Origin of the sequence: Geothrix sp. SG200 (genome assembly GCF_022808935.1) — a bacterium.
Classification (GTDB): Bacteria; Acidobacteriota; Holophagae; order Holophagales; family Holophagaceae; genus Geothrix; species Geothrix alkalitolerans.
Window position 1 is genome coordinate 161,010 of record NZ_JAKZFR010000005.1, and the last position, 23,926, is coordinate 184,935.

Here is a 23,926-nt window from a genome sequence, read left to right on the forward strand (position 1 = left end):
AGTACCTACTTCCCAAGGCCCTGGAGGCTGACGGTGGGAGGGGGCGGAAGTGGAGCCAGCGGGGTTCCGACCTGTTCGTCATACAGGACATTCAGAGAAACCACCTGCATTCCGATTGCGGCCTGGCTGACCTGGCAGAGCAGATGGAAGTGGCCGTAGGGATCAAAGGCCGGAAAGGCGTTGGAACCAGGGTTGGCATCCAGGAGGTGCGCCGTCCAATTCCCCTTGGTTCCGAGCACGACCCTGGTGCCTTCATTGCTGCCATTGAAAAAGGCCAGGCGATCCCCCGCCGGGCTCTTCGCCCAGGTGAAGGAAAGCGAGTCGTAGGCTGGGTGGAATACCGGATCCACGTTCTGCCATGTCCCGGAGATTCTGCTCAGGAGGACGAGTTCGTCGTCAAAGGTTCCCGCGGCGACCCTCAGCAGGAAGAGGGTGAAATCACCCGGACCGTCCCCAAAACCTGCATCATTGGGCAGCTTGAAAAACCGACCCTGCCCAAGGTCTCCGAGGTTGTCCCAGGCCCAGGTCCCCGCTCCTGTTCGGACCCCGTGATAGACGGTGAAGATGTCATCGACCAGGAGGTGGGGCGTGTCGGTCGCATCGAGGAAGAGCTGAAAGGATCTTCCACTGAAGCTCTGTGCAGTCTGGGGCAGGTTCACGGGCTCGATGGACCAGGTGCCGTCAGTCCCCCGGAAAGCAAACTCCAGGGCCTGTGGTTGGGTGTAGTCACCCACGGCCCAGATGAGGCGTGGAATTCCGGCGCTGTCCAGCCTCCAGGCTACGCCTGGGGTGAAAGAAGCATTGATGTCCCGCTGGGCGATGGCTTCTGTCTGCCAGGCGTTGCCGTCATGCCACCCGCGGAGGAGGCTCTGTGGATTGGTTCCTGGTGCGCCTGTGCGGAAGATTGTGTGGGGATGCTCCTTGGCATCGAGCGCCAGATAGGGGGCGATCAGCTGGTCAGCGCCGCTGGGCGTGGCGGTGTTCCAGGCGTTGTTCACGGGCAGGTAGATCGAGGGGTGTCCGTCATGCATCTCCTGGGCGAAATACCATGCCCCCGAGTCTCCCCTCAGGGCTTGGCGGGCCACGGGCATTTGCTGGATGCTCGAGATCAGGGACAATCCGTTGGCGGGAGGCAGTGTGCCAGCCATGACCGGGATGGCCATGGCGCTTGCCCACAGGCTCGTCCGGGCCTCCAGAGAATAGGTGTAGTAGCCCGGCGCGGGTACGGTGTCAGTCCAGGTCTGGGTCGATGGGAAGAGGGTCGCCACCTCGAGGCCGGCACCCGAGGCATTCAGACCGGCGCTGCGCAGGACCACGATCTTGGTGGCAGCGGCACTATGGTTGTTCCAGGATAGGGAGATGGACTGGCCCGCCACGGTCGCTGCCAAGTCACTGGGAGGACGGAAGGCGGCGGAGCACTTGTTCGAGGTGTTGGAAGCAGTTGCACTGCCCTTGCTGTAGGTGGCGGTGTAATACACGACCGATCCCTCTGGAGGTGCGTCATCCACGATGGATGTCGTTCCGACAGGAAAATCGCCCATCGACGTGGTATTCCAGATCAGCAGGTTGAGGTCGAACGAGTGCAGGCGGTCCACGTGGAGATGATCGGCGACCTTGCTGTGGTTGGTCAGCGTGAGCCGTTCCACCCCATCCTCAGAGGTCGCCAGGGCCAACTCGGGCCGGAGCAGGGGCGCACTGGTCGAGGCGACTGTGCTGATGCCTGGAGGCAGGGTGCCTTTATAGCCCAGGACTCGGAACTCGATCGTTGAAAGCTCCGGGACGTTCAGGGCATCGAGGGTCGTCGGGAAAGACAGGAATTTGCCGGTGGCGGCAATGGTGGTCGGATTCACCGTGCGGAAGTCAGCGGGAGCCACCCGTGCCTGAACGTCATACCCATCGGCTCCGCTGACGGGGGCTTCCCAGGTGACGAGGACCGATCCGGCGGGGTCCGCCGAGGCGCGCACATTCACTGGTGGTCCAGAGGTGGTGGAAGGCGCTGGAGAGGCCGTCCCGCCTCCTCCCCCGCCACCACAGGCCGCAGACAGCCCAAGGATCAGGAAGAGAAAAATGGCCTTGTGGTTGTCGAGCGAAAACATCATCTGCCTCGCGAATGGAAGGATGCTTGCACGTGTGACTGGGGTGAGGGATGTAGAAGGTCCCAAAGGAATGCCGGCGACAATCCTGACCCTGGGCTATTTTTTGATCCGAGAATAGCAGGGCCTTTAGAGGGTGGCTTCCGGATTTCGGTCAGGGGCTTTTCGGGGGTGGGACCCGATGCCGGGCCCCTCGAAGTCGATACGTGGCCTTCTTCCGAGTCCCCTTGGATCCCACCTGCTGCGGCACAATTCTCTCGTGGCACACTGTCGGGCTGGAGACACGCATGACGAAGATCAGCCGCGCCGCCCTGTTCGAAGCCCTGAATGCCTATGTCGTTCCCGGGACCACCGCCACGCTCACGAACCTGAAGGCCGTGAAGGGCATCGATGTCACCGAGGGCAAGGTGACGGTGCTGCTCCAGCTCATGGAGGCCTACCGGGACCGCGTGGCGGTCATCAAGCAGGCGCTGGAGGAGATCATCCTCAACCAGCCGGGCGTCGCGGCGGCGGACATCGAGATCGGCTGGGAGAAGACGGCCCAGGTGGAGTTCAAGAACCTCATCCCCGGCATCAAGCGTTGCGTGGTGGTGGGCTCGGGCAAGGGCGGCGTGGGCAAGAGCACGGTCACGGCCAACCTCGCCATCGCCCTGGCCCAGGAAGGCCTCAGGGTGGGCCTTCTGGATTCCGACATCTACGGCCCCTCCATCCCCATGATGCTGGGCCTGAAGGACTCGCCCCTGGGCACGCCGGACGGCCAGATCCTGCCCCTCGAGAAGTTCGGCATCAAGGTCATGTCCATGGGCCTGCTCATCGAGGAGGACCGGCCCGTCATCTGGCGCGGCGCCATGCTCAACAAGGCCCTCCAGCAGTTCCTGAAGGACGTGGCCTGGGGCGACCTGGACGTGCTGCTCATCGACCTGCCGCCCGGCACCGGCGACGTGCAGCTCACCCTCATCCAGAACGCCCAGGTGGACGGCGCCATCATCGTCAGCACGCCCCAGGACGTGGCCTTCCTCGATGCGAAGAAGGCCATCGGCATGTTCGGCACGGTGAAGGTGCCCGTGCTCGGCATCATTGAGAACATGAGCAGCTTCATCTGCCCCGGCTGCGGGAAGGAGACCCAGATCTTCGGCCACGGCGGCGTGAAGGCCGCCGCCATCCGCATGGAACTGCCCTTCCTGGGCGAGGTGCCCATCGACCTGGCCATCCGCGAGGGCGGCGACAGCGGCAAACCATTTGTGGCGGAGCATCCCCACAGTGTCCAGACGAAGGTCTTCCAGGACATGGCCGAGACCCTCAAGGGCGTGCTGAAGCTTTAGGCTCTCAAGGCTCTATGGTTTCCCGAAGGCCTCGACGCGGAGGGGCCGGGCCACGGTGAGCGTGGCCCGGCCGCCGTCATGGATGTCGAGCTGGGCTCCCGGGCCCAGGCGGAACCCTTCCTCCGGAGCCCCCAGGCTGCGGCCGTCCGGGAGGGTCAGGGACTGGAAGGCCATGAACCGGTACTCGCCGCGCAGCAGGTGAACCAGGCCCACCAGGCGGGTGCCGGCCGGCAGCAGCAGGGCGCGGCGTCGCGCATCATAGACCGGCGCCTCCAGGCTGAAGTGGATCAGGGTACGGCCGGGATCCGTCGGGGGCGCCGCGAGATCCCCTTCGATCCGCAGGGGCACTTCGAGCCCTGCGGGCACCGGGTACGTCGAGCCGTTCTCCTGGAGGCGCAGATCGGCGGTTCCCCGCGCCGCGGGCATGGCCGGCAGCTGCAGAACGGTGCGGTGGGGAGGCGGCGCGGGAAGGGGCTCCGGCCCGGCCTCGAACAGGGCGCCGAGCATCACCGGCATCAGCAGGGGCGTCATCAGTGGCCTCAGGAGTGGCATGGCTACCTCAGTTCAGCTTGCCCACGCCCATGCCCGCCAGGTCCCCGGGGATGGACACGGCCCCGAAGCTGGCCACCGCCGCCTGGCCCTCCCGGGACAGGACGAAGTGGAGGAACTCCTTCACCGTGGGATCGAGCGCCCGGCCCGGGGCCTTGTTCACGTAGAGGTAGAGGAAGCGGGTTAGGGGGTAGGTGGCCTTCTGGATGGTCTCCAGGGTGGGTTCCACGAAGGTGTCGCTGCCGAAGGAGGCCACGGGCACGCCCTTCACCATGCGGTTGGCGTACTGGAGGGGGCCGTAGCTGATGCCGCCGCCGTCCACCGCCGGCGCCTCCACCACGGCGAACTGGTCCATGAAGGCCTTCACGCCGGGCTTGAAGTCGCCCTTCTTCATCACGTGCTCGCGGAAGAAGGCCCTGGTGCCGGAGTTCTCGTCCCGGCCGTAGGCCTGGATGTCCCGCTGCTTCCAGTCGCCGCCGAGGCCCAGGTCGCCCCAGCGCAGGATGTCGCGCCGGGCGCCGCCCCTGCGGGTGGTGGAGAAGATGGCGTCGATCTCCTCCATGCGGAGCTGCTTGATGGGATTGTTGGCGTTGACGTAGACCACCAGGGCGTCCACGGCCACGGGGATGCGGGTGGGTGCGTAACCGTACTTGGCCTGGAAGGCCGCCAGCTCCGCGTCGGTCATCTCGCGGCTCATCTGGCCCATGATGGCGCTGCCTTCCAGGAGGGCCTTGGGGGCCGTGGCCGAGCCCTTGCAGATGAACTGCGTGGCGACCCGGGGGTGGACCTTCTTGAAGTCCTCGCCCCAGAGCACCATCAACGGTTCCATGGAATCCGAGCCCACGCTCTTCAGCTCGCCCGATACGGGCCGCTCCGCGGCGTAGGCGGGCAAGGCCACTTCCCGGGCCGGGGGGGCCGGGGGAGGCGCCAGCGCGGGGACCGTTCCGGGCGGCTGGCACGCCAGGCCGAAGGCGAGAAGGACGATGGGTGCGATCGCGCGAAAGGTCATGGGGATTCCTCCAAAACCATTGCCCCATGGCGCCGTGACGCGGCCGTGAAGCCCCGGCTCCATTGCCGTGACCTCGGCAATTGGAGCTATCCTGGACCATGGTCAAGCCGCACATACCTGAGACCCTCGCGCCGGATCTCCTGGAGCGATTGCGCGACCGCTTCCACCCCTGGCCGCTCATCAGCGGCTGGGGGCTCACCATCGAGTCCGTCACGCCCGGTCAGGCGGTCATGGTGCTGGCGCCCACCAAGGCCGTCATCAACGGCACCCGCGGCACGGTGAACGGCGGGGTGCTGGCCACCATTGCCGACATGGTGAGCGCCCTCGCCCTCAGCACGGCCTTCGACGGCGCCATGCCCTTCGCCACCTCCGATCTGCACATCCGCTACCTGGAGCCCGCCCGGGGCGAGGTTCGTGCGGAAGCCCAGGTGGTGCGGATCTCCGGCCGCAGCGGCATTCTCGCCTGCCGCCTCACCTGCGGCCCGGACCTGGTGGCGCACAGCACCGCCAACTTCGCCATCAAGGCCGGTCTCGGAGGGTGATGTGAGGGCCGGGACGCCATTCCCCGAGAAGCGGAACGGGCGCCAGGCCGTTCCCCTGAGGCGCCTGCAGTACACCCTGGCCCTGCTGGTGGCGGTCATCGTGTGCGGGGGGCTCGGCTACCATCAGCTGGCGCACATCAACGCCCTCGACAGCCTCTACATGGCCGTCACCACCCTGTTCACCGTGGGCTTCCGGGAGCTGGGCGACGTGAACGCCCAGACCAAGCTCTTCACGATCTTCTATCTCATCATCGGCCTGGGCACGGCTTCCTACGCCGTATCGAACCTGACCGCCCTGCTCCTGGAGGGGGACCTCAAGGGCTACATCATGGAGCGCCGCATGCAGAAGCGCCTGGACGACCTCAAGGACCACATCATCGTCTGCGGCTTCGGGAAGATGGGATTCCAGGCCGCCTGGGAGCTGAAGAAGGCCGGCATCCCCTTCGTCATCATCGAGCAGGACGAGACCAAGGGCCGCAGCCCGCGTTTCGCCGGCGAGATGATCCTCTACGGCAACGCCATGGAGGAGATGGTGCTGGAGCGCGCGGGCGTCCGCCGGGCCCGTGGTCTCATTACGGCGCTCACCACGGACGCCGACAACGTGCTGGTCACTCTCACCGTCAAGCAGATGCGCCCGGACCTCCCCGTCGTGGCCCGCAGCGCCAAGCTGGGCACCGAGCGCCAGCTCAAGGCCGCCGGCGCGGACCACATCGTGAGCCCCTACGAGATCGGTGGCCGCCGCATGGCCGGCCTGCTGCTCAAGCCCGAGATGATGAGCTTCTTCGACATCGTGCTGCAGCAGGAGCAGCTGGAGCTCGGACTGGAGCGCATCGCCATCGCCACCGGTTCGCCCCTGGTGGGCCAGACCCTGCGGGAGGCCCGGCTGCGCCACGCCACGGGCTCGCTCCTGGTGGGTCTCGTGCATCCCGGCTCCGGCCTGCGGTTCAATCCCTCCGGCGAAGAGCGGTTCCAGACCGGCGACGAACTGCTGGTGATGGGCCCGGCGGACGCGCTGGAGACCCTCACGCGGCTGGCCAAGGGCTGAGGCCATGGAGGGGCACGCGCGCCTCCTGCTGGACCTGGCCATGGTGCTGGGCGTCGCCGCGCTGACCTCGGTGCTCTTCCAGAAGCTGAAGCAGCCGGCGGTCCTGGGCTACCTCCTGGCGGGCATGATCGTCGGTCCCCACGTGCCCGTGCCACTGGTCGCGGACCTGGGCAACGTGCGCCTCATGGGCGAGCTGGGCGTCATCCTGCTGATGTTCACCATCGGCCTGGAGTTCAGCCTGTCGAAGCTGCTGCAGGCCGGGCCCCAGGCCCTGCTCACGGGCACGCTGCAGGTGGGGACCCAGCTCGTGGTGGGCTTCCTTGCGGCGCGGCTGCTGGGGTGGCCGCCCCTGGAGAGCGCCTTCTTCGGCGCCAGCCTCGCCATCGCCTCCACCATGATCCTGGCCAAGCTCTTCGACGAGCGGGGCATCCGGGGCCCGCTGAAGGAGACGATCCTGGGCGTCCTGCTGGTGGAGGACCTCCACGCCGTGCTGCTCCTGGCGGCGCTCACGGCGGCGGCCTCCCTGGGCGGGCCCAGCGCCAGGGCCATCGCGGGCACGCTGCTCAAGCTGGCCGCCTTCCTGGCCGTGCTCATCGGCCTGGGCCGCCTGGTGGTGCCCCGCGCCGTGCGCTGGGTGGCGGACCATGCGCGGGACGAGGTGCTGCTGGTGGCGGCGGCGGCCCTCTGCTTCGGCCTGGCCCAGCTGGCGGCCTGGGCGGGTTTCTCCGTGGCCATGGGCGCCTTCGTGGCGGGCATGCTGGTCTGCGAGTCGGGCCGGGGCCGCAAGGTGGAGCACCTGGTCCACCCCCTGCGGGACCTCTTCGCCGCCATGTTCTTCGTGGCCGTGGGCATGCTGATGGAACCGGCCGTGGTGGCGCGCGACTGGCCGCTGGTGCTGCTCTTCACCGCCCTGGTCATCGTCGTGAACGCGCTGTCCGTCACCGTGGGAGCCACGCTGGCGGGCCTGCCCCTGGCCCTCGGCGTGCGCGCGGGACTCGCCCTGGGGCAGGTGGGGGAGTTCGGGTTCATCCTCCTCAGCGCGGGCATCGGCCTGGGCGTGGTGGACCCTTCCCGCTACGCCCTGCTGGCGGCCATCGGCGTCGCCACGGCCCTGGCCACGCCGGCGCTCCTCAGCGGGGGGGAACCCGCGGCCCGGTTCGTGGAGCGGCACCTGCCCGCGGCCCTGAAGACTTATCTGGGCCTCTACCAGTCCTGGGCCGCCGCCCTGCGCGCCCCGGCCCTCCGCAAGGCCCCTGGGGCCGCGGCGCGGCGGACCTTCCTGCGCCTGCTGCTGGATGCCGTGCTCATCGGCCTGGTGGGCGTCCTCGCCCCGCGGGTGATGCGGCTGGGCGCCACCTGGCTCGAGGGGCGGGGCGCGCTGGGGCACACCCTGGCCCAGGGAGTCGTCCTGCTGGCGGCGGTGGCCGTGGTGGGGTTCCTGGTGAGCCGCATGGTGCGCCGCACCCGGATCCTGGCCGAGCGCCTGCTGGACCTGCCGGGTCCCGGCGGCCTGGGCAGCCGCCCCGACATGCGCCGCGCCTTCCGCACGGGCCTGCGCCTCGGCGTGCTGCTGCTCACGGGCCTGCCCGTGCTGGCGGCGGTCTCGGCCCTCATCCCCCTGGCCTCCCTGGGGGCACTGGGTGCGGCCGCGGCCCTGGCGATTCCGCTGCTGCTCTGGCGGCGGGCCCGGGGCCTCCAGAGGGACCTGGATGCCGGCGCCGACTGGATGGGCGCGGACGCCCGGGATCCCTGGGGCGATCCAGATGCGGCCTCCGCGGCTCCGGCCGGAGGCTGGCGCACGCTCCGCATCGGGCCCCGGTGCCCCTCGCTGGGCCGCAGCCTCGGAGACCTGGATCTGCCGGGCGGTTCGGGCGCGGCCCTCGTGGCCCTGCTGCGGGAGGGCCACCTGCTGGAGCCCCGGCCCGACGCGCGCCTCCAGGCCGGCGACTTGCTGGCTCTCAGCGGCCCGGCCCCGGCCCTGGATCGGGCCGAGGCCCTGCTGGGGCGGGATCCTGGGCGGGGCTAGTCAGCGCGCAGCGGACGGATTCACGGCTCCCACGGGCGGCCGCAGGTTCACGCCGTGGGGCAGGCGGACTGGCAGCTCCGCCAGCTCCCAGGCCGTGACGGCCATGGCCTGAGTGCCCTGGACGAGCTGGTCCGGGATCAGGTGGTCCGGGAAGTCCATCTGGCTGTGGTGGGTGCCCAGGAAGTAGTCCGCCGGGTCCTGGGTGGCGGGGAAGGCGGGGACGCCGGCCCGGTCGAAGGGGGCGTGGTCCGTGCTGCCCATGACGCGTAGCGAAAGGTCCTTCACGCCCAGGTCGTTGAGGGGCGCGATGGCCTGGGCCATGGGGCCGCGGCAGTCCTCCCGGCCCTGCAGGGTGAAGCCCTTCACCAGGCCCGTGCCCATGTCGTGGACCAGCACGGCCTGGATGGCGTCCAGCTCGGCCTTGTGGGCCTCCACATAGGCGCGGGAGCCCAGCAGGCCCTGCTCCTCCCCGCTGAAGAGCACGAAGCGGATCGTGCGCCTGGGCTTCAGGCCCGAGGCCTGGAAGGCGCGCAGGGCCTCCAGGACGATGGCGCTGCCCGTGGCGTTATCGGTCGCGCCGGTGCCCAGGTCCCAGCTGTCCAGGTGGGCGCCGAGGATCACCACCTCGTCGGGCTTCCCGGTGCCCTTGAGCTCGCCCACCACGTTGAAGGCCTGCACGGGGGCCTTGGAGAAGGCGCCGCCGAGGGTCAGCTCCAGCTTCACCGGCTCCTTCCGGGCCAGGAGGCGCAGCAGCATCTTGTAGGGCTCCTGGGGGACATAGGCCGCGGGAAGCCCGGCCTTCTGCGGGTCCCGGCCAGCACCGCCGGAAGCGAAGCCCAGGCCGTTCTTCCGCGCGGACAGGGTCAGGGCGGCCAGGGCGCCCTCGTCCTGGAGGAACTGGGTCATGGCCGCCTGCTCGGCCTGGAAGGCCGCGAAATCCGCCCCTCGGCGTGCCAGCGGAGGCCGCTTGTCGTCGGGGTTGGTGCGCAGGAGGATCTTCCCCTTGAGCTGCCCCTTGAAGGCCTGCAGCTCCGCCAGATTCCGGGCGTCCACCAGGATCAGCTCGCCCCGCACCGGGCCGCCGGTGGCCGGCGTCCAGGCCTGCTGGTCCACCCGGAAGCGCAGGCCGCTGTGGGTGAGCAGGCGGGCGGAGTCGGCGCCGCGGGTCCAGGCCCGGCCGAAGTCGTAGGCCTCCTCGTGTACGTTCGTGGCACCCAGGTTCTTCATCTCGGCCATGGCCCAGGCCTGAGCCTGGCGCAGCTTCTCGGAACCCGTGAGGCGGGGGCCGATGGTGTCGCAGAGCTGCTCCACCCGGGCCACCACCTCCGCGTGGTCGTGGATCTCCCGGAGCAGGCGGCCGGCCGGGGTGGCGGAGTATTCTTTCAGGACGGGCACCGGCGAAGGGGCGGGCGCGGGCGCGAAGGGGGCCTGGGCCCGGAGGAGGGTGGCCAAGGCCAGCCAGGGCAGGGCGGAGGGACGCCGCATCATGGGAACTCCTGCAGGGGATCTCGGGATTCATCAAACATCAAAAAACGAGGCATTTCAAGATGCGGCCCAGGGGCTATCATGGGGATGTTTCGGGAAATAGCGAAATGACTTCCGACCCCCTCCGTCCACTCGTGGACACCCTCAAAGTCCTGGCCCACCCCGTGCGCCTGCGCATCCTCGCGCTCCTGCACGGGGGCGAGCTGTGCGTCTGCGAGGTGGCCGAGGTGCTGGGCCTGGCGTCCTCCACCGTCTCCGAGCACCTGACCGGCCTGCGCCGGACGGGCCTGGTGCGCGAGTGGAAGGTGGGCCGCTGGGTCCACGTGGCCCTCTCCGACGAGGCCGCCGCCCGCCCCCTGCTGGAGGCCCTCTGGCCCCTCATGGCCGGCGCCGAAGCCGAGCTCTCCCGCGACCGGGCCCAGGCTCGGGCCCTCCGGTGCGATCCCTGCGATCCCGCCGCCTGTCCCCCTTCACGCACCCTCCAGGAGCACGCATGACCTCCCAGCCTCAGACCGAGACCGAAACCACCGGCCTCAGCGAGACCACCCTCAACCTCATCGCCCTGGGCGCCGCCATCGGGTCCAACGCCGAGCGCGCCTTCCGCGCCCACCATTCCCGCCTGGAAGAGCTGGGCGTCTCCAAGGACGACATGATCGAGGCCGTGAACATGGCCCTGCGCGTGAAGGGCGATCCCCACTCCCAGATCATGGCCCTGGCCCAGACCACCCTGGTGGGCGAGAGCGCCGGCGGCTGCTGCGGCGGCGCCTGCGCCTGCGAGGAGGCCGGCGGCCAGAAGGGCGACTGCGGCGACGACTGCGACTGCCACTAGGAGTTGACGATGTCCGCGGGCCGGCTGTCCTTCCTCGATCGCTTCCTCACCCTGTGGATCTTCCTGGCCATGGGGCTCGGCGTGGCCCTGGGCTACGCCGTCCCCGGCTTCAACCGCGCCATCAACGCCTGGAACGTGGGCACCACCAGCGTGCCCCTGGCCGCGGGCCTGATCCTGATGATGTATCCGCCCCTGGCCAAGGTGAAGTACGAGGAGCTGCACCTGGTCTTCCGGAACAAGAAGGTGCTGGGCCTGTCGCTCCTCCAGAACTGGATCATCGGGCCCCTGCTCATGTTCGGCCTGGCCATCCTGTTCCTGCGGGACCGGCCCGAGTACATGCTGGGCCTCATCCTCATCGGCCTAGCCCGCTGCATCGCCATGGTCATCGTGTGGAACGACCTGGCCAAAGGTGACACCGAATACTGCGCGGGCCTGGTGGCCTTCAACTCCATCTTCCAGGTGCTCTTCTTCAGCGTGTACGCCTGGTTCTTCGCCACGGTGCTGCCCGCGAAGCTGGGCCTCCAGGGCGCGGTCGTGGCCATCACCATCGGCCAGATCGCCGAGAGCGTGTTCATCTACCTGGGCATTCCCTTCATCGCGGGCTTCCTCACGCGCTTCGTCCTCGGAAGGCTCAAGGGCCTGGACTGGTACCACCGGGTCTTCGTGCCGAAGATCAGCCCGCTGACGCTCGTGGCGCTGCTCTTCACCATCGTGGTGATGTTCAGCCTCAAGGGCGACACCATCGTGAAGCTCCCCCTCGATGTCATCCGCATTGCCATCCCCCTGCTCATCTACTTCGTTGTGATGTTCCTGGTGAGCTTCTGGCTGTCCAAGAAGGCCGGCGCCACCTATCCCCAGAGCGCCACGCTGAGCTTCACGGCAGCGAGCAACAACTTCGAGCTCGCCATTGCCGTGGCCGTGGCCACCTTCGGCATCGCCCACGGCGCGGCCTTCGCCGCGGTCATCGGCCCTCTGGTGGAGGTGCCCGCCCTCATCGGCCTGGTCAACGTGGCCCTCTGGCTGAAGCGGAAGTGGTATCCCGAGGCCGCGGAGGACGTCGCCAGCGCCGGTTGCTGTCCCGCCGTGGACCCCGCCAAGAGGTAGGCCATGGGCACCTTCGACGGCCAAGGCATGGTGATCGCGGGGCTGCGCTTCCTGGCGCCGAAGGACGCGCTGGCCGCGCTGAACGAGGGCGCGGTCCTGGTGGACCTCCGCCTCGATGAGCTGGCGGAGATGAAGTCCTTCCAGGTGCCCGAGACCATCCGCATCCCCCATAAGGAGCTGGCCGGCCTGCTGTCCGAGCTGCCCAGGGACCGCCCCCTGCTCCTGGCGGACAGCGCCGGCGTCTACACCAAGGAAGCGGCCCACCTGCTGCTCGACCACGGCTTCACTCAGGTGGCCTGCCTCAACGGCGGCATGCTCCTCTGGGACCAGGAGGGATGGCCCGTGACGACCGACGCCGCCGCGCTCCTCCACGGCCAGTGCCCCTGCGTGCTGCGCCCCCGGAAAGGCCACCGATGATCCGCCCCGTCCTGCCCACGGATGCCCCGGCCCTGGCCGAGATCTACAACCCCTACGTCCGGGACACCCTCATCACCTTCGAGGAGCAGCCCGTGACCGCCGAGGAGATGGGCGCCCGCATCGCCAAGGTGACGGCCACCTACCCCTGGCTTGTGTGGGAGGAGGACGGCCGCGTGCTCGGTTACGCCTACGGCTCCACCTGGCGGACGCGGCACGCCTACCGCTTCGCCGTGGAGACCACCATCTACCTGGACCGGGGCCACCAGGGGAGGGGCCGCGGCGTGGTGCTCTACCAGGCGCTGCTGGACGAGCTCAAGCAGCAGGGGTTCCACTCGGCCCTGGGCTGCCTAAGCCTGCCCAACGCGCCCAGCGTGCGATTGCACGAGAAGCTCGGCTTCAGGAAGGTGGGCCACATGACCGAGGCGGGCTGGAAGTTCGGCGCCTGGGTGGACGTGGGCTTCTGGGAGCTGCTCTTGTGACGGAGACCGCATGACCTCGATCCTCTTCCTCTGTGTGGCCAACAGCGCCCGGTCCCAGCTGGGCGAGGGCCTGGCGCGCCGGATGTTCCCTGGCTTCCGCATCCAGAGCGCCGGCAGCCGGCCCAGCCGCGTGAACCCCTACGCCATCGAGACCCTGGCGGAGCGGGGCATCGATGCCTCGACCCACGCCTCGAAGCCCGTGTCGGACATCGACCCCACCTCCGTGGACCTGGTCATCACCCTCTGCGCCGAGGAAGTCTGCCCCGCCTTCCTGGGCCGGGCCGAGCGCCTGCACTGGCCCATCCCGGATCCTGCCAGCGACGATCCCGCGCTCACGCCCGAGGACCTGCGCGCCCGCTTCCGCGCCGCCCGGGACGAGATCGCCGGCCGCCTGGAGGCCCTTGGCCGTGATCGGGGCTGGATTTCATGAATTTCGAAAAAAATCGAAATTAGGCCTTGCGCACTATTTCGACAAATCTAGAATTAGTTCAGGAGGAGACCATGACCGGGCGTGTGGAACAGGCGGCAGAGCGGCTGAAGGCCCTCGGGCATCCCCTCCGTCTGTCCATCCTGCGCCGCCTGGTGCAGGGCCCCGAGGCGGGGACGCCCGCCGGAGAGCTGCAGACGCGCCTGGACATCCCGGCCTCCACCCTCAGCCATCACCTGGCCACCCTCGCCGACGCCGACCTGGTGCTGGTGGCCCGGGAAGGCACCACGCTCCGCTACCGCGCCGACTACGGCACCCTGCGGGCGCTGACCGAGTACCTCTGGCAGGACTGCTGCGCCGGCGGCGCCGCGGACGACCCCCAACCTTCGCCCTGCTGCCGCAGGGACTGACCTTCCATCGTCCTGGGATGTGGATGCCACTGGCGTCCCGGGAAACTTCCATCCGAAAGGCCCCACCATGGAACCCGAAATCCTCAAATCCGCCGTCCGGGACCGCTACGCGGGCTTCGTCACCAAGAACCAGAGCTGCTGCGGCCCTTCCACTTCCTGCGGCTGCGCCCCCGGCGACGCCAGCCTGGACGTGGGCTACGACTCGAAGGACCTGGCCGCCGTGCCCGAGGGCGCCAACCTGGGCCTGGGCTGCGGGAACCCCGTGGCCCTGGCGGACCTGAAGCCCGGCGAGACCGTGCTGGACCTGGGCTCCGGCGCGGGCTTCGACGCCTTCCTCGCCGCGCAGCGCGTGGGCCCCGAAGGCCGCGTCATCGGCGTGGACATGACGCCGGAGATGATCGAGCGCGCCACCGCCCTGGCCCGCAAGCACGGCTACGGGAACGTGGAATTCCGACGGGGCGACATCGAGGCGTTGCCCGTGGATGACGCCAGCGTGGACGTCATCCTCTCCAACTGCGTGGTGAACCTCGCCCCGGACAAGGCCAAGGTCTTCCGCGAGGCCTTCCGCGTGCTCAAGCCCGGCGGGCGCCTCCACGTCTCCGACCTGGTGCTGGCCCGGCCCCTGCCCGAGGCGCTGCTCCAGGACCTGGACGCCTACGCGGCCTGCGTGTCCGGCGCCATGCTCAAGGACGACTACCTGGCCGCCATCCGCGCCGCCGGCTTTGAGGGCGTGACCGTGGCCTCCGAGCGGCGCTTCGGCCTGGCGGAGCTGTCGCCGGAGCTGATGGCGCTGGCGAAGCAGCGCTACCCGGGCATGAGTCCGGAGGAACTGGAACTGCTGGCCGGGTCCGTGCTCAGCGTGCAGGTGGAGGCCACCAAGGCTGCGAAGGCCTGCTGCGCGCCCGGCTGCTGCGGGTGAGGATGCCATGACGGATGCTTCGAAAAGCTGCGCCTGTCCGGCGCCGACACCGGCTTCCAACGGCGGCTTCTGGAGATCGGGAGGGTGGCTGCTGGCCGCCCTCCCGGCCTGGATCGCGCTGTACCTGATCCTCCATCCCGCCGCCGACTGGCTGGCCTTCCGGGTCTTCGGGCTGGCGCCCGGCAGCCGCCTGGGCGAGGCGGTGGCCTTCTTCGTCTATGACGCGCCGAAGGTCCTGATGCTCCTCGGGGCCGTGGTGCTGGGCGTGAGCTTCGTGCAGACCTTCCTGAGCCCCGAGCGCACCCGCGACTTGCTGGCGAAGCGCACGGGCGCCTGGAGCAACCTGCTGGCCGCGCTCCTGGGCATCGCCACGCCCTTCTGCTCCTGCTCGGCGGTGCCGCTCTTCATCGGCTTCGTGCGGGTGGGCGTGCCCCTGGGCGCCACCTTCAGCTTCCTGGTGTCGGCGCCCATGGTGAACGAAGTGGCCCTCTTCCTGCTGCTGGGCCTCTTCGGCTGGAAGATTGCGCTCCTCTACACGGCGACCGGCGTGACCGTGGCCTTCCTCTCCGGCTGGGTCCTCGGGAACCTGCGCCTGGAGCGGCACCTGGAGCCCTGGGTCCTGACCGTTCCCTTCGAACCCTCCAGGGGCGCCGAGGTGTCTGCGGGCTTCTCGGCGCGCCTGGAGCTGGCGCTCCAGGCGACGAAGGAGATCGTCGGGAAGGTCTGGCCGTACATCCTCGTGGGCATCGCCGTGGGGGCCTTCCTGCACGGCTACGCGCCCGCCGAGCTGCTGGCCCGGTTCATGGGCAAGTCCGCCTGGTGGAGCGTGCCCCTGGCCGTCCTCATCGGCGTGCCCCTCTACGCCAACGCCGCCGGCATCATCCCCATCGTGCAGGTGCTGCTGGCCAAGGGCGCGGCCCTGGGCACGGCCCTGGCTTTCATGATGGCGGTGACAGGCCTCTCCCTCCCCGAGACCGTCATCCTCCGCAAGGTGCTCAAGCCCCGCCTGCTGGCGGTCTTCCTGGGCATCGTGGCCGCCGGCATCGTGCTGGTGGGCTTTCTGTTCAACCTCGTGATGTAGGAGTTCCCATGAAGATCGAGATCCTGGGCAGCGGCTGCGCCAAATGCAAGCTGCTGGCGGAGCGGACGGAGGAGGCCGCGAAGGGGCTGGGGCTGGACTTCACGCTGGTGAAGGTCACGGAGTATCCGGACATCGTGGCCCGGGGCGTGATGTCCACGCCGGGGCTGGTGGTGGATGGCGTGGTGAAGAGCCAGGGCCACGTGCCCACGGTGGCGGCCATCAAGGACCTGCTGCGGTAGGATTTCCCCACACCGCGAGGGGATTTCATGCGCATCGGCATCCTGGGCTATGGCCGCTTCGGGCGCGCGCTGGGCGAGCTGCTCCGCGAGGCCGGCCATGGCTATCGGGCCTGGGATCCCGCCGTGGAGGTCCCCGCCGAGCGCCGGGCCGCCGGCCTCCGGGACCTGGTGGAGGCGGAGGCCCTGGTGCTGGCGGTGCCCGTGGCCGCCCAGGTCGCGGCCCTGGCGAGCCTGCGGCCCCACCTGCGGCCAGACCAGCTGGTCTTCGATGTGGGCAGCGTGAAGTCAGGCCCCTGCGCCCTGATGGACGCCCAGCTCGGCGCGGCCATCCCCCACGCAGGGACGCATCCTCTCTTCGGTCCCGTGAGTCTGGCCCGGGCGGAGCGTCCCCTGCGCGTGGTGCTCTGCCCCTCGAACCACCATCCCGCTGCCGCCGATCGGGTGCAGGCCCTGTTCGAGAGCCTGGGCTGCGAGGTGCTGCGGCAGAGCCCCGAGGACCACGACCGCGTGATGGCCACCACCCACGCCCTCACCTTCTTCATCGCCAAGGGCCTTCTGGCCGTGGGCGCCGGGGCCGAGCTGCCCTTCACGCCGCCCTCCTTCCACGCCATCGCCCGCACCCTGGAATCCGTGCGCGAGGATGCCGGCCACCTCTTCGCCGCGCTGCAGAACCAGAACCCCTTCGCCAAGGGAGCCCGCGAAGGACTGCTGGAGGCCCTCTCCGCCATCCACCAGACCCTGGCGGAAGCCGTGGCGGAAGGCGCGGACGAGCAGCAGCTGGCCATCCCCAGCCTGGGGGAGCGCTCCCCCATCCTCCAGGAGACCCGCGACCACATCGACGCCCTGGACCAGGAGCTGGTGGCCCTGCTGGCCCGCCGCACGGAGCTGGTGCTCCGCGCCGGCCGCGCCAAGTCCGAGCTGGGCCTCCCCGTGCACGATCCCGACCGGGAAGCCACGCAGCTCCAGGCCCGGCGGGCCTGGGCCCGGGAGGCAGGCCTGGACACCCAGGGCGTGGAGGACGTCTTCCGCGCGGTGCTGCGAGCCTCGCGTGCCGCCCAGGGGCGCTGAACCGCCTAGAACGGCAAGTCCAGGGCCTTGCACAGGAAGGCCACCAGGGGCGCCGCGTCCCGGAGGGCCTCCGCCAGGCGGTCCGGGAAGTCCGGGGCCAGCACCTGGGCATTGGTGAACGCCGTGGAGGCGTAGAAGTCCTTGAGCTTGAGGTCCTCGGCGTGGGCGTGGCCGGCGTCGAAGCCCTGGGGCACCCGCTTGAGCGCCTCGCCCTCGATTTCCAGGCCCGCGTCCTTGAGCTTCTTCCACGCGGCGGACCGGGCCACGATGGCCTGCCGCACCTTGAACAGCGCCTCTGGCTCCGGATGCCACAGGCCGCCGCCGGCAAAACAGCCGCCGGGCTCGAAGTGGAGGTAGAAGCCGGGCCCGTGCACCCCGCCGGCCGCGGCCGAGCGGTGGCGGAAGTTCACGCCCAGGTGCGTCTTGTAGGGGCTCTTGTCCCGGCTGAAGCGGGTGTCGCGGTAGATGCGGAACAGCGACCCGCCCGACGGGCGGGGGTCGGCCTCCACCTGGCGGCTGATGCCAGCCAGCGGCCCGCTGAAGGCCGCGATGAGACGAAGTACGGGATCCCGGGCCTCCGCCTCGTACCGGGACTTGTTCGCCTGGAACCACTCGCGGTCGTTGTGCGCCTTGAGGTCCTTCAAGAACCGGAAGAGGCCAGGTCCCAGCGGGTTCTCGAGTCCAGTGGAAGCCGTCTTCGTCGCCACATCGCCTCCGGGTAGTGCTCCCAGGCTACGCCCAAAAACAAGGCGGGCCCCCGATTCGGGGGCCCAACCACGAGCACGCGTGGAGAGGCGCCGAGGCGCCCGCGCGCCCTCTTACTTGCCGAACCGCTTGGAGACTTCGCTCCACTTGATGTTCTCGACAAACGCCTCGAGGTACTTCGCGCGGGCGGTGCCAGCGGGGCCCCGTCCGTGAAGCCGAGCGAAGCGAAAGCTGAACGGGAGCAGGCCCCATGCGGGGCCTGCGATCCGGGGGGCGACGAGGTTCACCCGCGCCCTCTTACTTGCCGAACCGCTTGGAGACTTCGCTCCACTTGATGTTCTCGACAAAGGCCTCGAGGTACTTCGCGCGGGCGGTGCCGTAGTCGACCATGAACGCGTGCTCCCAGCTGTCCAGCACCAGGAGCAGGTCCTGCTCGATGGGCAGGCCCAGGTGGTGCTCGGCGATGAAGTAGGTGTGCAGCTTGCCGTCGCGGCGGTTGCGGGTGAGCACGGCCCAGCCGGGGCCGCAGAGGGCCGCGGCCTTGAGGTCGGCGACCACCTTGTCCTTGCCACCCACGGCGTCCAGGGCGGCCTTGAGGCCGGAACTGATGTCGCCGTCGGCGCCCAGGTTCTCGAAGTAGAGCTCATGGAGGAAGGAGCCGTTGAAGGCCACGGCCTCGCGGCGCTTCAGTTCGCTGTACTCGTTGAAGGAGTAGTTGGCCTTGGTGTTGTCCGCCGTCGCCAGCTTCTCCTCGATCTCGTTCAGCTTGGTGATGTAGCCCTTGTAGAGGCCGAAGTGCTGGTCCAGCTGGGAATCGCTGAGCCCCTTCAGGGCGCCGCCCTTCAGGTGGTCGTAGTTCTTGGCGGTGTAGGCCATGGGTGTCTCCTTGGCTGCGCGACGCGCGGATGGGTAGTTTACTGAAGAAGTCGGAAATTGGATGAAACAGGCACAATGTTCAGGTGCGGGTCCGGTATCAGACGCGGTGCCGGGCTTGGCTCGGACCCCGCGTGGGGATGCGCGAGGGGGGACAGGGGTCCCGGATCCGTGAGCACATGCGAGCGGGAACACGCTCCAGCGGAGCGTGCGATAACCGGGCAGGTCGCGAAGCGTCCGGGCGGTCCCCCCTCGTCCAGATCAGCCCAGCATTTCCCTCAGGAACCAGGCTTCTTTCTGGTGGACCTGGACGAAGCGGGTGAGCAGGTCGGCGGTGCCAGGATCGCTGGCCTCGTTGGCGAGCTCGATGCCCTCGTGCATGAGGGACACGGTGGCCTCCTCATTGGCCAGGGCCTCCTTCAGCATGGCCTCGGGATCGAGACGGGCGGAGGGGTTGGAGATGGCGGCCTTGGTCTGGGCCTCGATCTGGGCCGGGGCGTGGATCGGCACGCCGCCCATCATGCGGATGCGCTCCGCCAGCTCGTCCACGGTGCCGTCGGCGGCGGTGTAGAGGTCCTCGAAGCGCAGGTGGTAGTCGCGGAAGTGGGGGCCGGTGACGGTCCAGTGGTAGCGCTTGGCATTGAGGGCCAACACGAAGGCGGTGGCCAGCTCGGCATTCAGGTGGTCGATGACGGAACGGTTCATGGCTTCTCCTCAGGAAGACCAGGACGTCCAGGCGGCCGGCGCGGGCCAGCGGCCGGGAAGCCCGGCGTGGGTGGAGACGAGGGCGGCGATGGGGCGGCCGTCCGGAATGAGGTAGCGCAGGGCCAGCACCGAGGGCAGGCGGTCCTCCGGCCCGGCGGCGCCGCGGTCCACGGAAGGGGCGACGAGGGATCCATCCGCGAGCTCCAGCGCCAGCTGGTCCGGGAACGTGTGCAGGGCCGCCAGTCGGCGGTCCCGCACGTCGTCGGGGAAGCCCAGCATGAGCGTGGCGGCCACACTGGCGCCTCCGGGCTCGCGACGGGGCGCCAGCACGGAGAAGGAGGCGCGGGCCTCGGCCAGGTCCTCCGCCGGGGCGGAGTCCAAGGTCATGCCTTCGGCCCAGAGGGTCTCGACCACCTGGTCCTCCACGCTCTCCGCCGTCTCGGGCTGGAAGCTGATGCCTTCCGCCAGCTCCAGCCGCAGGGCCGCCTGGCGGACCAGGAAGGCCTGCCGTGCCTGGAAGCGTGCCCGTTCGGTGGCGGGGTCGAAGGAAGGGGCCGCCAGGAACTCAGACATGCTGGGCGATGTCGGCGGAGGGTTGGGCGAAGGCGGGCTTGGTGCCGGCCTGCAGCTTGGTCAGGGCCTCCTGGAAGCGACCGGCGTGGAAGCGCTCGACCTTGGCCAGGGTCTCGAACCAGGCGGCGATTTCCGGGTAGCCCTCTTCCTTGGCCAGGCGGGCGAACTCGGGGTACATGTCCGTGTATTCGTAGGTCTCGCCGGCCACGGCGGACTTCAGGTTGGTGAGCGTGTCGCCCAGGGGCAGGCCCGTGGCGGGGTCGCCGGCCTTCTCCGCCAGGAACATCAGGTGCCTCAGGGCGTGGCCCGTCTCGCCATCGGCGCTGTGCTTGAAGAGGTCGGCCACCTCCTTCAGGCCTTCCTTCTCGGCCACCTGGGCCATCCAGGTGTAGCGGCGGTTCGCCTGGCTCTCGCCAGCGAAGGCGGCCTTGAGGTTCTGGTGGGTCTTGGAATCGGTGAAGGACATGGCATCTCCTCTTGGGCCGCGATCGGCGGCATCAAGGTAGAGCCATCTCCATGCCAAAGCAATAAGTCAAATCATTGAATAAATTCTGTAAATTCCAATCCGCGCTTTCCCAAGAGAATCCCGACCGATCGAGAGCCGGATCCTCGGCATGTCGCGAGTCGCGCCGGTCAGGGGATCGCGCGGAGGCTGCCTTGGATCTGAGCGGCGTCCAGGCTGAGCGCCCGGCCGAAACCCAGCACCAGCCGTCCGGAGGCGGGACGGATGAGGAAGAAGGAGAAGTCCCCCAGGCCCAGGGTCGTCTCCGCCTCCGGGAACCGAGCCAGGTAGGCCGCGGCCGCCTGGTCGTGGCGGCTGGATTCCCGGGGGATCTCCTCCGCCCCGCCCTGCACGGTCACCCGGGGCAGGGCCAGCGGGTTCTGGCCCTCCTCCATGGGCACCACGAGCATCAGGCTGGCGCGGGCGTCCGCCCGCAGGTCGCGGGTGTGCTGGGCCAGGCCGCTTACGTGGATGAGGAAGCCCGCACCATCCGGCGCCGGGACCACCGGCACCATGGAGACGAAGGGGGCCCCTTCATGCAGCGTGCCCAGGGAGGCCACGGGGAGTCCCGTCAGCAGGGCGTGGAGTGTCGCTTCCGTGTTCGGATCCATGAGACCTCCTCGGCCTGGTCAGTTCGGGAAGGCGGCGGCCACGATGCGGCCCACTTCGGCCAGCACGGCGTTGCGGTCCTTCATGGGGGCCCGGGAGCCAGTGTAGTAGGCGGCCACCAGGATCGGCGCCCGGCCAGGCGGACGCAGGACGGCCACATCGTTCACGGTGCCCCGCTCGCCTGAGCCGGTCTTGTCGCCCACGGCCCAGGTGACCGGGAGGCCCGCCCTCAGGCGATCTCCGCCGGTGAGGCAGCCCCGCATCCAGCCCTCCAGGCGCTGGCACGAGGCCGGTTCGAGGGCCCCGCCCAGCAGCATGGCCTTCAGGGAATCCACCATGGCCGTGGGGCTGGTGGTGTCCCGGGGGTCGCCGGGGATGGCGGTGTTCAGGGTGGGCTCAGTGCGGTCGAGCCGCGTCACGGCGTCACCCAGGCTTCGGGCGAATGCCGTCACCTCGGCGGGACCGCCGAGGGCCTGGAGCAGCAAGTTGGCGGCGGTGTTGTCGCTGGACTCCACGGCGGCGGCGCAGAGCGCCTCCACGGTCATGTGCCCCTCCGCCAAACGGGCCGCGGTGACGGGCGCATAATCCAGCAGGTCTGCGGACGTGTAGGCGATGGGCCGATTCAGGTGCTCCTGGCCCCGCTCCACCCGCGCGAGCACCGCGCCCGCCAGCAGGACCTTGAAGGTGCTGCACAGGGGGAACCGCTCTTCGCCGCGGTGAGCGATGCGGCGGCCCGTGCCGGTGTCCAGCGCCGCCACGCCCAGGCGCCCGCCCGCGCGGGCTTCCAGGGCGGCAAGGCGGGACTGGGCCAGGGCCTGGGCTGGGGCCGGGGCCCTGGCCGGGGTGGGTGCGGGCGGCGCGGCCTGGAGGGTCTGGATCAGGAGAACGGCGGTGCACAGGATCCGGCTCATGGGGACTCCTGAAGGCCCTTCCTTCTACCACGGTGCGGGCCGCGGCGGCGGCTACTCGGGATCCTGGTCGGGACCCTGGCCGCCCTCGGCGGTGCCTTCCGGGCCTTCGACTTCCGGAATGTCGTTGCCCTGGGCGTCCTTCTTCATCGCCTTCTTCTGCAGTTTCTCTTCCTTCTTCTTCTGGCGGGCCAGGTCCTTCTGCCGCTTCTCGAAGTTGTAGTTGGGCTTTCTGGCCATGGCGCGTCCGATCTCGAAAAAGGTTGAAGCCTGTGAAGCCCTTTCCTAAGTCTACCGCCTCGTCCGCCGGAGCGCCTGGATGAGGTCGTCCAGCCGCTGCAGGAAGGTGGAGCGGTCCCTCGCGCTGAACGGGGCCGGGCCCGTGCCCAACTCGCCCATGGCGCGCAGATGGCTCATCAGCTCGCGGCTGGCCAGGGCGTCGCCGATGGAATCCGGCGTGTAGACGCGACCTCGCGCGTCCAGGGCCCGGGCGCCCTTTTCGAGGCAGCGGGCCGCCAGGGGGATGTCGGCGGTCACGGCGATGTCCGAGGCCGTGATGTTCGCCACGATCCAGTCGTCGGCGCCGTCGAACTGGCCCCGGGCCACCACCACGGACTCGAACAGGGGATGGCGCGGTACCCGCAACGGCGTGTTCGAGACAAGGAAGACCTTCAGCCCGCAGCGCGAGGCCACCCGGAAGACCTCCTCCTTCACGGGGCAGGCGTCCGCGTCCACGAAGATGCGGATGGCGGGGGCCTCCACGCTCATGCCATGCATGCCGCTCATGCCGCGTTTCCGGCGGCGATCAGGGCCTGGATCGCCTCCGCCATGCGGGCCACCTGGACTGGATCGATCAGCCGGCCTTCGGCATCCAGGCCCGAGGCGGCCAGGGTGAGGCAGAGCGAAGCCTCCGGCACCACCCGCGCCGACATCACCGCCAGCGTGTGGGCCAGGGAGGCCTGGGCCTTGGCGCCGCCCTCCGGCGAGGGCGAGGCGCTCCAGGCCGCCGCGGGCTTGCCCACACAGGCGCCCGACGAGACCACCCACTCCAGCAGGTTCTTCAGCACCGCGGGCATGGCGTGGATGTACTCGGGCGTGCAGACGAGCAGGGCGTCCGCCGCCAGGATCCGGGCCCGCAGGTCGGCCACGGGCTCCGGCACGGGTTCGACGTCGCGCTCGGGGCTGAAGTGGGGCAGGTCGTCCAGACGCTCCCAGAACTCGAACGCGGCCTCCGGCGCCAGGCGCGCAGCCTCCCGCAGCAGCCGGGCGTTGAGGGAGGCCGCCCGCAGGCTGCCGGCCAGGGCGAGGATCCGCATCAGCCCTTCCGCCGCCACAGAAGGGCCGTGCCCGCGGCAATGGCCGCGAACCCGGCCCAGGCCGGGATGCGCAGGGTGTCCTTCTCCTTCAGGGTGAACTCCAGGGGACCCAGCTTGGCGTCGTGACTGTCCTTCGTGTAGCTGAACTCCGGCCAGGCCAGGGCCGCGGCGCCCAGGGCGATGAGGGCCAGGCCCGCGAGGGACTTGAGGGTGGCGGCCTTCATGCGGTCTTGTCCAGGCACCACTTCACGCCACCCTTGGCGGCGATGAAGAGGAACAGGAAGCAGAACACCACCGCCAGCTCGCCCTTGTTCACGGCGGGCCAGAAGGCGGCGCCGAACTGGAACTTCCAGTGGAACTGCATGTAGGCCACCGCCATCATGCCGCTGCACAGGAATGCCGCCCGCTGAGTCTGGAAGCCCACCAGGATCGCCAGGCCGCCCACCAGCTCGATGAGGCCGCCAATCCAGAGCTGAGAGCCCACCGGGGGCTGGAAGCCGCTCACCACCCCGAAGATCTTCTGGAGCCCGTGGAACGCCAGCAACAGGCCCGACACGATGCGCAGCAGCGCGTAGGTCTGGTCCGAGTACTTGCTGAGCCATGTCATGAAAGCCCCCTCCGATGGGTGTGAAAACATTCTGGACCTGGAGACCGGATCCGGACAGGGAACTCTTCTCCCGGTTTGCGTTCG

The 23,926-nt window shown here is 69.3% G+C and carries 31 protein-coding genes; 15 read left to right on the forward strand and 16 right to left on the reverse strand.

What is annotated here, in order from left to right; all coding sequences use genetic code 11:
* Positions 1-5: 5 nt before the first annotated feature.
* Positions 6-2,096 carry a hypothetical protein gene (locus tag ML539_RS11420; RefSeq protein WP_243323978.1) on the reverse strand — a complete coding sequence of 697 codons (2,091 nt, stop codon included), beginning with the start codon at positions 2,094-2,096 and terminating at the stop codon, positions 6-8.
* A gap of 284 nt (positions 2,097-2,380) precedes the next feature.
* Here ML539_RS11420 and ML539_RS11425 point away from each other — a divergent pair, with 284 nt between their 5' ends.
* A complete protein-coding gene (locus tag ML539_RS11425; RefSeq protein WP_243323979.1) occupies positions 2,381-3,415 on the forward strand; it encodes an Mrp/NBP35 family ATP-binding protein in 1,035 nt (344 codons plus the stop codon).
* A 12-nt stretch (positions 3,416-3,427) separates the two neighbouring features.
* Here the strand turns inward: ML539_RS11425 and ML539_RS11430 are convergent, their stop codons facing one another.
* Complete coding sequence (locus ML539_RS11430; RefSeq protein ID WP_243323980.1) at positions 3,428-3,946, reverse strand: hypothetical protein; 519 nt, start codon at positions 3,944-3,946, stop codon at positions 3,428-3,430.
* Positions 3,947-3,974: 28 nt separating this feature from the next.
* Entirely contained in the window at positions 3,975-4,973 is a 999-nt protein-coding gene (locus ML539_RS11435) for a PstS family phosphate ABC transporter substrate-binding protein (protein ID WP_243323981.1), read from the reverse strand.
* Positions 4,974-5,071: 98 nt separating this feature from the next.
* On the opposite strand from ML539_RS11435, the gene ML539_RS11440 reads away from it, so the two are divergent.
* The 3 genes from ML539_RS11440 to ML539_RS11450 are packed head-to-tail and all read left to right on the forward strand — an operon-like array spanning position 5,072 to position 8,586.
* Positions 5,072-5,515, forward strand: coding sequence for a PaaI family thioesterase (locus ML539_RS11440; protein WP_243323982.1), 444 nt, complete (start codon positions 5,072-5,074; stop codon positions 5,513-5,515).
* Between the two features lies 1 nt (position 5,516).
* The gene (locus ML539_RS11445) at positions 5,517-6,560 is read left to right on the forward strand and encodes a potassium channel protein (RefSeq protein ID WP_243323983.1); all 1,044 of its coding nucleotides are present in this window, start codon (positions 5,517-5,519) and stop codon (positions 6,558-6,560) included.
* A gap of 4 nt (positions 6,561-6,564) precedes the next feature.
* On the forward strand, positions 6,565-8,586 hold the full coding sequence (locus ML539_RS11450; protein WP_243323986.1) for a cation:proton antiporter: 2,022 nt from the start codon (positions 6,565-6,567) through the stop codon (positions 8,584-8,586).
* On the opposite strand, the gene ML539_RS11455 is transcribed toward ML539_RS11450, so the two are convergent.
* Entirely contained in the window at positions 8,587-10,074 is a 1,488-nt protein-coding gene (locus ML539_RS11455) for a M20/M25/M40 family metallo-hydrolase (RefSeq protein ID WP_243323987.1), read from the reverse strand. It lies immediately after the preceding gene.
* 104 nt (positions 10,075-10,178) lie between these two features.
* Between ML539_RS11455 and ML539_RS11460 the strand changes: the two genes are divergently transcribed.
* From ML539_RS11460 to ML539_RS11510, 11 genes are all read left to right on the forward strand, one after another.
* Positions 10,179-10,568, forward strand: coding sequence for a metalloregulator ArsR/SmtB family transcription factor (locus tag ML539_RS11460; RefSeq protein ID WP_243323988.1), 390 nt, complete (start codon positions 10,179-10,181; stop codon positions 10,566-10,568).
* Entirely contained in the window at positions 10,565-10,900 is a 336-nt protein-coding gene (locus ML539_RS11465; RefSeq protein WP_243323991.1) for a hypothetical protein, read from the forward strand. The genes ML539_RS11460 and ML539_RS11465 overlap by 4 nt, the downstream gene beginning before the upstream one ends.
* 9 nt (positions 10,901-10,909) lie before the next feature.
* A complete protein-coding gene (gene arsB / locus ML539_RS11470) occupies positions 10,910-12,004 on the forward strand; it encodes an ACR3 family arsenite efflux transporter (protein WP_243323993.1) in 1,095 nt (364 codons plus the stop codon).
* A 3-nt stretch (positions 12,005-12,007) separates the two neighbouring features.
* A complete protein-coding gene (locus ML539_RS11475; RefSeq protein WP_243323996.1) occupies positions 12,008-12,421 on the forward strand; it encodes a rhodanese-like domain-containing protein in 414 nt (137 codons plus the stop codon).
* Positions 12,418-12,900: an arsinothricin resistance N-acetyltransferase ArsN1 family B gene (locus ML539_RS11480; RefSeq protein ID WP_243323998.1), complete on the forward strand. Its 483-nt coding sequence runs from the start codon at positions 12,418-12,420 to the stop codon at positions 12,898-12,900. The genes ML539_RS11475 and ML539_RS11480 overlap by 4 nt, the downstream gene beginning before the upstream one ends.
* Positions 12,901-12,910: 10 nt before the next feature.
* Positions 12,911-13,330, forward strand: coding sequence for an arsenate reductase ArsC (locus ML539_RS11485; RefSeq protein ID WP_243324000.1), 420 nt, complete (start codon positions 12,911-12,913; stop codon positions 13,328-13,330).
* Positions 13,331-13,401: 71 nt separating this feature from the next.
* Positions 13,402-13,737, forward strand: coding sequence for a metalloregulator ArsR/SmtB family transcription factor (locus ML539_RS11490; RefSeq protein ID WP_243324001.1), 336 nt, complete (start codon positions 13,402-13,404; stop codon positions 13,735-13,737).
* A 67-nt stretch (positions 13,738-13,804) separates the two neighbouring features.
* Complete coding sequence (gene arsM / locus ML539_RS11495; RefSeq protein ID WP_243324003.1) at positions 13,805-14,656, forward strand: arsenite methyltransferase; 852 nt, start codon at positions 13,805-13,807, stop codon at positions 14,654-14,656.
* A 7-nt stretch (positions 14,657-14,663) separates the two neighbouring features.
* On the forward strand, positions 14,664-15,737 hold the full coding sequence (locus tag ML539_RS11500; RefSeq protein ID WP_243324004.1) for a permease: 1,074 nt from the start codon (positions 14,664-14,666) through the stop codon (positions 15,735-15,737).
* An 8-nt stretch (positions 15,738-15,745) separates the two neighbouring features.
* A complete protein-coding gene (locus tag ML539_RS11505; protein ID WP_243324005.1) occupies positions 15,746-15,976 on the forward strand; it encodes a thioredoxin family protein in 231 nt (76 codons plus the stop codon).
* A gap of 27 nt (positions 15,977-16,003) precedes the next feature.
* Positions 16,004-17,044: a prephenate dehydrogenase/arogenate dehydrogenase family protein gene (locus ML539_RS11510; RefSeq protein ID WP_243324006.1), complete on the forward strand. Its 1,041-nt coding sequence runs from the start codon at positions 16,004-16,006 to the stop codon at positions 17,042-17,044.
* 5 nt (positions 17,045-17,049) lie between these two features.
* On the opposite strand, the gene ML539_RS11515 is transcribed toward ML539_RS11510, so the two are convergent.
* The 12 genes from ML539_RS11515 to ML539_RS11570 all read right to left on the reverse strand — a co-directional run bounded on the left by ML539_RS11515 (position 17,050) and on the right by ML539_RS11570 (position 23,842).
* Positions 17,050-17,751 (reverse strand): DUF2461 domain-containing protein, encoded by a 702-nt coding sequence (locus ML539_RS11515; RefSeq protein WP_243324007.1) that lies wholly within the window; start codon positions 17,749-17,751, stop codon positions 17,050-17,052.
* Between the two features lie 295 nt (positions 17,752-18,046).
* Entirely contained in the window at positions 18,047-18,625 is a 579-nt protein-coding gene (locus tag ML539_RS11520; protein WP_243324008.1) for a Fe-Mn family superoxide dismutase, read from the reverse strand.
* A gap of 258 nt (positions 18,626-18,883) precedes the next feature.
* Positions 18,884-19,327, reverse strand: a complete 444-nt coding sequence (locus tag ML539_RS11525; RefSeq protein WP_243324009.1) for a DNA starvation/stationary phase protection protein — start codon at positions 19,325-19,327, stop codon at positions 18,884-18,886.
* A gap of 9 nt (positions 19,328-19,336) precedes the next feature.
* Positions 19,337-19,900: a DUF3501 family protein gene (locus ML539_RS11530; RefSeq protein ID WP_243324010.1), complete on the reverse strand. Its 564-nt coding sequence runs from the start codon at positions 19,898-19,900 to the stop codon at positions 19,337-19,339.
* The gene (locus ML539_RS11535; RefSeq protein WP_243324011.1) at positions 19,893-20,366 is read right to left on the reverse strand and encodes a rubrerythrin family protein; all 474 of its coding nucleotides are present in this window, start codon (positions 20,364-20,366) and stop codon (positions 19,893-19,895) included. Before ML539_RS11535 ends, ML539_RS11530 begins: the two co-directional genes overlap by 8 nt.
* A gap of 167 nt (positions 20,367-20,533) precedes the next feature.
* On the reverse strand, positions 20,534-21,013 hold the full coding sequence (locus tag ML539_RS11540; RefSeq protein ID WP_243324012.1) for a pyridoxamine 5'-phosphate oxidase family protein: 480 nt from the start codon (positions 21,011-21,013) through the stop codon (positions 20,534-20,536).
* An 18-nt stretch (positions 21,014-21,031) separates the two neighbouring features.
* Entirely contained in the window at positions 21,032-21,922 is an 891-nt protein-coding gene (bla, locus tag ML539_RS11545; RefSeq protein ID WP_243324013.1) for a class A beta-lactamase, read from the reverse strand.
* 51 nt (positions 21,923-21,973) lie between these two features.
* On the reverse strand, positions 21,974-22,159 hold the full coding sequence (locus tag ML539_RS11550) for a hypothetical protein (protein ID WP_243324015.1): 186 nt from the start codon (positions 22,157-22,159) through the stop codon (positions 21,974-21,976).
* A gap of 51 nt (positions 22,160-22,210) precedes the next feature.
* The gene (locus tag ML539_RS11555) at positions 22,211-22,705 is read right to left on the reverse strand and encodes a YaiI/YqxD family protein (RefSeq protein WP_243324017.1); all 495 of its coding nucleotides are present in this window, start codon (positions 22,703-22,705) and stop codon (positions 22,211-22,213) included.
* Complete coding sequence (locus ML539_RS11560) at positions 22,702-23,235, reverse strand: NADPH-dependent FMN reductase (RefSeq protein ID WP_243324018.1); 534 nt, start codon at positions 23,233-23,235, stop codon at positions 22,702-22,704. The genes ML539_RS11555 and ML539_RS11560 overlap by 4 nt, the downstream gene beginning before the upstream one ends.
* A complete protein-coding gene (locus tag ML539_RS11565; RefSeq protein WP_243324020.1) occupies positions 23,235-23,459 on the reverse strand; it encodes a hypothetical protein in 225 nt (74 codons plus the stop codon). Before ML539_RS11565 ends, ML539_RS11560 begins: the two co-directional genes overlap by 1 nt.
* Positions 23,456-23,842, reverse strand: coding sequence for a DoxX family protein (locus tag ML539_RS11570; RefSeq protein WP_243324022.1), 387 nt, complete (start codon positions 23,840-23,842; stop codon positions 23,456-23,458). Before ML539_RS11570 ends, ML539_RS11565 begins: the two co-directional genes overlap by 4 nt.
* Positions 23,843-23,926 lie beyond the last annotated feature (84 nt).

Excerpts from the sequence above, each read along its gene's own strand:
- ML539_RS11420 (WP_243323978.1), bottom strand. The coding sequence starts at position 2,096 with ATGTTTTCGCTCGACAACCACAAGGCCATTTTTCTCTTCCTGATCCTT.
- ML539_RS11425 (WP_243323979.1), top strand. The coding sequence starts at position 2,381 with ATGACGAAGATCAGCCGCGCCGCCCTGTTCGAAGCCCTGAATGCCTAT.
- ML539_RS11430 (WP_243323980.1), bottom strand. The coding sequence starts at position 3,946 with ATGACGCCCCTGCTGATGCCGGTGATGCTCGGCGCCCTGTTCGAGGCC.
- ML539_RS11435 (WP_243323981.1), bottom strand. The coding sequence starts at position 4,973 with ATGACCTTTCGCGCGATCGCACCCATCGTCCTTCTCGCCTTCGGCCTG.
- ML539_RS11440 (WP_243323982.1), top strand. The coding sequence starts at position 5,072 with ATGGTCAAGCCGCACATACCTGAGACCCTCGCGCCGGATCTCCTGGAG.
- ML539_RS11450 (WP_243323986.1), top strand. The coding sequence starts at position 6,565 with ATGGAGGGGCACGCGCGCCTCCTGCTGGACCTGGCCATGGTGCTGGGC.
- ML539_RS11455 (WP_243323987.1), bottom strand. The coding sequence starts at position 10,074 with ATGATGCGGCGTCCCTCCGCCCTGCCCTGGCTGGCCTTGGCCACCCTC.
- ML539_RS11460 (WP_243323988.1), top strand. The coding sequence starts at position 10,179 with ATGACTTCCGACCCCCTCCGTCCACTCGTGGACACCCTCAAAGTCCTG.
- ML539_RS11465 (WP_243323991.1), top strand. The coding sequence starts at position 10,565 with ATGACCTCCCAGCCTCAGACCGAGACCGAAACCACCGGCCTCAGCGAG.
- arsB (WP_243323993.1), top strand. The coding sequence starts at position 10,910 with ATGTCCGCGGGCCGGCTGTCCTTCCTCGATCGCTTCCTCACCCTGTGG.
- ML539_RS11475 (WP_243323996.1), top strand. The coding sequence starts at position 12,008 with ATGGGCACCTTCGACGGCCAAGGCATGGTGATCGCGGGGCTGCGCTTC.
- ML539_RS11480 (WP_243323998.1), top strand. The coding sequence starts at position 12,418 with ATGATCCGCCCCGTCCTGCCCACGGATGCCCCGGCCCTGGCCGAGATC.
- ML539_RS11485 (WP_243324000.1), top strand. The coding sequence starts at position 12,911 with ATGACCTCGATCCTCTTCCTCTGTGTGGCCAACAGCGCCCGGTCCCAG.
- ML539_RS11490 (WP_243324001.1), top strand. The coding sequence starts at position 13,402 with ATGACCGGGCGTGTGGAACAGGCGGCAGAGCGGCTGAAGGCCCTCGGG.
- arsM (WP_243324003.1), top strand. The coding sequence starts at position 13,805 with ATGGAACCCGAAATCCTCAAATCCGCCGTCCGGGACCGCTACGCGGGC.
- ML539_RS11500 (WP_243324004.1), top strand. The coding sequence starts at position 14,664 with ATGACGGATGCTTCGAAAAGCTGCGCCTGTCCGGCGCCGACACCGGCT.
- ML539_RS11505 (WP_243324005.1), top strand. The coding sequence starts at position 15,746 with ATGAAGATCGAGATCCTGGGCAGCGGCTGCGCCAAATGCAAGCTGCTG.
- ML539_RS11510 (WP_243324006.1), top strand. The coding sequence starts at position 16,004 with ATGCGCATCGGCATCCTGGGCTATGGCCGCTTCGGGCGCGCGCTGGGC.
- ML539_RS11520 (WP_243324008.1), bottom strand. The coding sequence starts at position 18,625 with ATGGCCTACACCGCCAAGAACTACGACCACCTGAAGGGCGGCGCCCTG.
- ML539_RS11525 (WP_243324009.1), bottom strand. The coding sequence starts at position 19,327 with ATGAACCGTTCCGTCATCGACCACCTGAATGCCGAGCTGGCCACCGCC.
- ML539_RS11530 (WP_243324010.1), bottom strand. The coding sequence starts at position 19,900 with ATGTCTGAGTTCCTGGCGGCCCCTTCCTTCGACCCCGCCACCGAACGG.
- ML539_RS11535 (WP_243324011.1), bottom strand. The coding sequence starts at position 20,366 with ATGTCCTTCACCGATTCCAAGACCCACCAGAACCTCAAGGCCGCCTTC.
- ML539_RS11540 (WP_243324012.1), bottom strand. The coding sequence starts at position 21,013 with ATGGATCCGAACACGGAAGCGACACTCCACGCCCTGCTGACGGGACTC.
- bla (WP_243324013.1), bottom strand. The coding sequence starts at position 21,922 with ATGAGCCGGATCCTGTGCACCGCCGTTCTCCTGATCCAGACCCTCCAG.
- ML539_RS11550 (WP_243324015.1), bottom strand. The coding sequence starts at position 22,159 with ATGGCCAGAAAGCCCAACTACAACTTCGAGAAGCGGCAGAAGGACCTG.
- ML539_RS11555 (WP_243324017.1), bottom strand. The coding sequence starts at position 22,705 with ATGAGCGGCATGCATGGCATGAGCGTGGAGGCCCCCGCCATCCGCATC.
- ML539_RS11560 (WP_243324018.1), bottom strand. The coding sequence starts at position 23,235 with ATGCGGATCCTCGCCCTGGCCGGCAGCCTGCGGGCGGCCTCCCTCAAC.
- ML539_RS11565 (WP_243324020.1), bottom strand. The coding sequence starts at position 23,459 with ATGAAGGCCGCCACCCTCAAGTCCCTCGCGGGCCTGGCCCTCATCGCC.
- ML539_RS11570 (WP_243324022.1), bottom strand. The coding sequence starts at position 23,842 with ATGACATGGCTCAGCAAGTACTCGGACCAGACCTACGCGCTGCTGCGC.